At 75.9% G+C, this 4,555-nt stretch carries 4 protein-coding genes and 3 pseudogenes; 4 read left to right on the forward strand and 3 right to left on the reverse strand.

What is annotated here, in order from left to right; genetic code table 11:
* Positions 1-5 precede the first annotated feature (5 nt).
* Positions 6-302, forward strand: a pseudogene (locus tag JNW87_RS41855) (alpha/beta fold hydrolase); the annotation flags it as partial.
* A 57-nt stretch (positions 303-359) separates the two neighbouring features.
* On the opposite strand, the gene JNW87_RS35105 reads toward JNW87_RS41855, so the two are convergent.
* Positions 360-599, reverse strand: coding sequence for a hypothetical protein (locus JNW87_RS35105; RefSeq protein ID WP_238455174.1), 240 nt, complete (start codon positions 597-599; stop codon positions 360-362).
* A 171-nt stretch (positions 600-770) separates the two neighbouring features.
* Between JNW87_RS35105 and JNW87_RS40315 the strand changes: the two are divergent.
* Positions 771-1,717: pseudogene (locus JNW87_RS40315) on the forward strand (serine/threonine-protein kinase).
* 75 nt (positions 1,718-1,792) lie between these two features.
* On the forward strand, positions 1,793-2,218 hold the full coding sequence (locus tag JNW87_RS35120; RefSeq protein WP_109804628.1) for an OsmC family protein: 426 nt from the start codon (positions 1,793-1,795) through the stop codon (positions 2,216-2,218).
* A 10-nt stretch (positions 2,219-2,228) separates the two neighbouring features.
* Here JNW87_RS35120 and JNW87_RS35125 read toward each other — a convergent pair whose 3' ends face one another.
* Positions 2,229-3,179, reverse strand: a complete 951-nt coding sequence (locus tag JNW87_RS35125; RefSeq protein WP_236648419.1) for an endonuclease/exonuclease/phosphatase family protein — start codon at positions 3,177-3,179, stop codon at positions 2,229-2,231.
* Positions 3,180-3,522: 343 nt separating this feature from the next.
* On the opposite strand from JNW87_RS35125, the gene JNW87_RS35130 reads away from it, so the two are divergent.
* The gene (locus JNW87_RS35130) at positions 3,523-4,368 is read left to right on the forward strand and encodes a hypothetical protein (protein ID WP_201749913.1); all 846 of its coding nucleotides are present in this window, start codon (positions 3,523-3,525) and stop codon (positions 4,366-4,368) included.
* A 7-nt stretch (positions 4,369-4,375) separates the two neighbouring features.
* Here the strand turns inward: JNW87_RS35130 and JNW87_RS35135 are convergent.
* A pseudogene (locus tag JNW87_RS35135) lies at positions 4,376-4,555 on the reverse strand (hypothetical protein); the annotation flags it as partial.

Here is a 4,555-nt window from a genome sequence, read left to right on the forward strand (position 1 = left end):
TCGCCGTGGACGGCGGTGGCGGTCGCCGCGCCCGACGCGACCTGGGCCGCGATGCTCGCGGTGGCCGCGCTGGTCCGCGGTCCCGACGGCCCGGAGTGGCTGGCCGGGCAGGGCGTCCCGGCCTGGCCGGGCGCGGCTACGCCCGCACCGGCGCGCCGACCGTCCCGGTGACCGTCGCCTGGGCCACCCGGGACCGGATCCTGCCGTACCGGCAGGCCGCGGTGGCCCGCTCCCGGCTGCCGGAGGCCCGCCACCTCGACCTCACCGGCTGCGGCCACGTGCCGATGCACGACGACCCGGAGCTGGTCGCCTCGGTCATCCTCGGCACCACCGGCGCGGCCCGGCCTGACCGCCGCGCCTCACTCGGTCGCGCCGAGCGGGTCGGTGCGGACGAACCGCATGGTCCAGGTGCCGTACCCGTCCCGGTGGTCCCGCTCGTAGAGGTGGTCCGGTCCGCCGCCGGCCGGCGGCGCGGCATGGCCGGGATGGCGCATGATCCACCACTGCGGCGGCGCGCCGTCGGGGTCGGCCGGCAACTCCCGGACCAGGTCGTGGGCGGCCGCCGACGAACCGTACGCGCACCTCAGCCACCCGCACACCCTCCATCCTCGGGCCGGCACCCGTGGTCACCGTGCCCCTGGAGGGGAAGCTACCCCGCCGCGGCCGGCCCCGGCCGGTAAACCCGGGGCGGTTTGCCCAGCTCGGGCCCCGGGTACCGCGTCCCGAAGCGCCGGATCGGGCCGGGGCGGGACGAGGACGAGGAGTGGTCGATGAGGACGCTGGGCGGGCGGTACGAGCTCGAACAGCGGGTCGGCGTCGGCGGGATGTCGGAGGTCTGGCGGGCCCACGACCTCGTGCTGGACCGGACGGTCGCGGTGAAGCTGATCTCGCCCAGCCTGGACGACGAGGCGACATCGGTGGAGCGGATCCGGTCCGAGGCCCGCTCGGCAGCCCGGCTGGTGCACCCGAACGTGGCCAGCGTGCACGATTTCGGCACCTCGACGGCCATGCCCGGCCGCGAGGCGCCCTACATCGTGATGGAGCTGGCCGAGGGCGAGACGCTGGCCGCCCACCTGCGGGCGGGCCCGCTGGACTGGCGGATCGCCGTCCGGGTCTGCGCCGAGGTGAGCGCCGCCCTGGCCGCCGCGCACGCGCACGGCATCGTGCACCGCGACGTGAAGCCGGCCAACGTGATCCTCACGCCGTCGGGCGTGAAGGTCCTCGACTTCGGCATCGCCACCTCGGCCGGCGCGACGGACCACACCCCGGACGGCATCGTGGTGGGCACCCCGGCCTACCTGGCCCCGGAGCAGCTGGACCGGCAGCCGGCCACCCCCGCCGCGGACATGTACGCCCTCGGCGTGCTGCTCTACTACTGCCTGACCGGCCGCCTGCCGTACGCCGCCAGCAGCACCACCCAACTGCTGGGCGCGCGGAAGCGGCAGCGCCGGAGCCGCTGCCGGAGATCGACGGCCTGCCGGCAGAGGTCGCCGACCTGTGCCGGCGCTGCCTGGCCGACGACCCGGCGCAGCGCCCCAGCAGCCTGATGGCCGCGCTGCTGCTCGCCGAGGTGGTGGACGCCCGGGTCTACGTGCCGATGGTGACGGCGGCGCCCCGGCAGCGGACCGCGCCGGTCTCCGCGTGGACCGACCGGGCGGCCGCCGAGGCCACCGAGGCGATGGCCGTCGACCGGCAGCCCAGGGAGTGGGCCAGCTGAGCCTCCCCGGGCCCCGGCCCGGTTTCACCCGGCGGGGGCCGGGTAGCCGGGCGGGTGAGTGACGGGAGGAACGCGATGCCGGATCCGAGTTCCTGGCTGCACGAGGCCACCGCGACCGCCGCGGGCGGACATGTACGTACGGACGACGGTGGCCTCTCCACCGCCCTCGCGTCGCCGCTGGCGCCGCACTGCACCGGGCTGAAGCCCGAGCAGTTGCTCGCCGCCGCGTTCGCGTCCTGCCTGCATCACGCGGCGGTGGAGGCCGCCGCCGACATCACCGACGAAGCGCACACGGTCCAGGTGACCGCGGAGGCCAGACTGGGGCGTGACGACGACGGCCGCTACCGGGCCGACGTGCACGCCGAGATCTCCTCGGCCGGGCTGACCCGGGAACAGCTGGCCGACCTGGTCGCGTACGCCGACCGGCTCTGGCCCTTCTCCAGCGGCGACAACAGCCGGCACCGGCTCACGGTCACCCCGGCGGAGAACGGCCGGCACTGAGCCGCCGGGCTCACCAGCGGAAGCCGGCGGTCACGGCCCGGTGGTCGCTGTCCGGGGTGCGCAGCACGCCGGCCGCCGTCGGGGTGAGCCCGCGGTAGAGCACGTGGTCGGGGCGGGTCACCGGCAGCTGGGCCGGCCAGGTGAAGCCGAAGCCCTGCCCGGCGTCCGCCTGCGCGTCGTGCAGCAGCCGGGTGAGCGGCACGAAGACCCGGTCGGTGGCGGCGGTGTTCAGGTCGCCGAGCACGACCAGCCGGGGGGCGTGGTCGTCGCGGACGGTCGCGGCCAGGGCGGTGAGGGTCTCGTCCCGGGTGGCGGTGTGCCCCGCCCGGGCGGAGCCCAGGTGGACGACGTAGACCACCAGGTCGCCGCCCGGGGCGGCGACCACGGCGCGCAGCGCCCGGGTCCAGCCCAGTCCGGTGTCCACGCCGGCGGAGTCCCGGATCGGCCACCGGCTCCACAGGGCGACGGTCGACACCGTGGCCTGGTGCGGGTACCGCCGGCGCAGCGCGGCGTCGACCGGGTCCTCCTCGTCGACCTCCTGGAGCGCGATCAGGTCGGCGCCGGAGCCGGCGAGCGGGGCCACGGTGGCGGCGGGGTCGGGATTGCCGGACCGGAGGTTCTGGCTGGCGACGCGGATCGCGGCCGGGCCGGCCCCGGCCGCCGGTGGGAGCCACGCGCCGCCGTAGAGCGCCGCCCAGACCACCGCCGGGAGCAGCACCGCCGCGAGCGCCCGCCGGGACCGGCGCAGCGCGGCAGCGAGCGCGAGTGGTGGTACGCCGAGGCCGAGCAGCGGGGTGGCGCTGTCGACCAGGCTGCCGAAACCGTGCACGTTGGGGATCGCGCGGTGGCCGCCGAGCAGTGCGGCGAGCAGGCCGGCGAGCAGGCAGACGAGCAACCCCCGCCGGTCCCCGCGGCCGTGTGATGCATCGGTCGTCCGCTCGTCGATCATGCCCTCCGTCACCGTCCGCATCGTATCGAGCCGGGAATGGCCCCGGCGGGCCGACGGCGGCAGCCGGGTCGACCGGGGTACGGCCTGACGGACCGGCACCTCCGGGGGACCGATCGCCGGCAGGTCGGCGGGGTGACCCATGGGCCGAACGGAGGAGGGCCGCGCGTCGCGCACCGAAGATGATCTTACGCCCGCTTCGCCCTGGCGGATCGTTAATAGCCGACAGATCCGAAACGAGTGATGAGCCTGCTTCGTGATTTCGCGAGGGTAATGCCCCCGCGGATCATGGCAAATTGTGACGCATGCCATCAACCGGCCCGATGGCAAGCGACGGGATGCTCTCTAGCCTCGGCGAGTGCATCCCGACGACTCCCCCGAGCAGAAGCAGACCGAGACGCCGCCCACCGGCCGTACCACCGATGTCGCGTCAGCCGAAAGGACGATCGGGCGACACCGGGCCCCGGAACCGCCGCGCCGCGGACCTCTCGCCTCGACCTCGGCCCGGATTGCCGTCGCCACCGGCGTGACCTGCTGTCTCGGCCTGGTCGCCGTCGTCGGCGCCCGGGACACCGGGCAGCGCCACGAGCCCGTACGCGAGGTGATGGCGGACCGGGCGGCGGCCGCCGCCGAGGCCGAGCAGCGCGCCTCCCGGGATTTCGAGCGGACCGCGCCGCCGGTCGCCGTGCCGGTCACCCCGGTGCCGGCCGCTACCCCGAGCCCCAAGCCGACGAAGAAGGCCCCCCGGAAGCCGGTGCGGCCGAAGCGCCCACGGCCGGTCGCCGGCCTGGACCAGCGCCAGATGGACAACGCCAAGGTGATCGTCGACGTCGGGCGGGACATGAAGCTGCCGCGCCGCGGGCTCATCGTGGCCATCGCCACCGCGATGCAGGAGAGCAACCTCTACAACCTGGCCAGCGACGTGCTGCCCGAGTCGTACGACTATCCGCACCAGGGCAGCGGCGCCGACCACGACTCGGTCGGGCTGTTCCAGCAGCGGCCCAGCAGCGGCTGGGGCAGCGTCGCCGAGCTGATGCGCCCGGCGTACGCGGCCCGGGCGTTCTACGCGGCGCTGCTCGAGGTGCCCGGCTGGGCGGACCTCAGCATCACCGAGGCCGCCCAGTCCGTGCAGGTCTCCGCCTTCCCCGACGCGTACGCCAAGCACGAGGAGCGGGCCACCACCGTGGTCGACGCGCTGATCTGAGCCGCGGTCAGGCCGCACTCCGCTCGGACGGCGGCTCGGCCGGGGCGTCCGTGACGCCGGTGGCCACCCGGGTCGCCGGCACCCCGTTGCCGGGCACGGCCGCGGCGGCGGTCGGGGTGTCGGCCGGCACCGGATCCACGGCCAGGCGGCGAGGAGGTCGTCGACCCGGGCCTCCCGCCGCCGGCGG

Source organism: Micromonospora sp. ATA51 (genome assembly GCF_016802855.1).
GTDB lineage: Bacteria > Actinomycetota > Actinomycetes > Mycobacteriales > Micromonosporaceae > Micromonospora > Micromonospora sicca.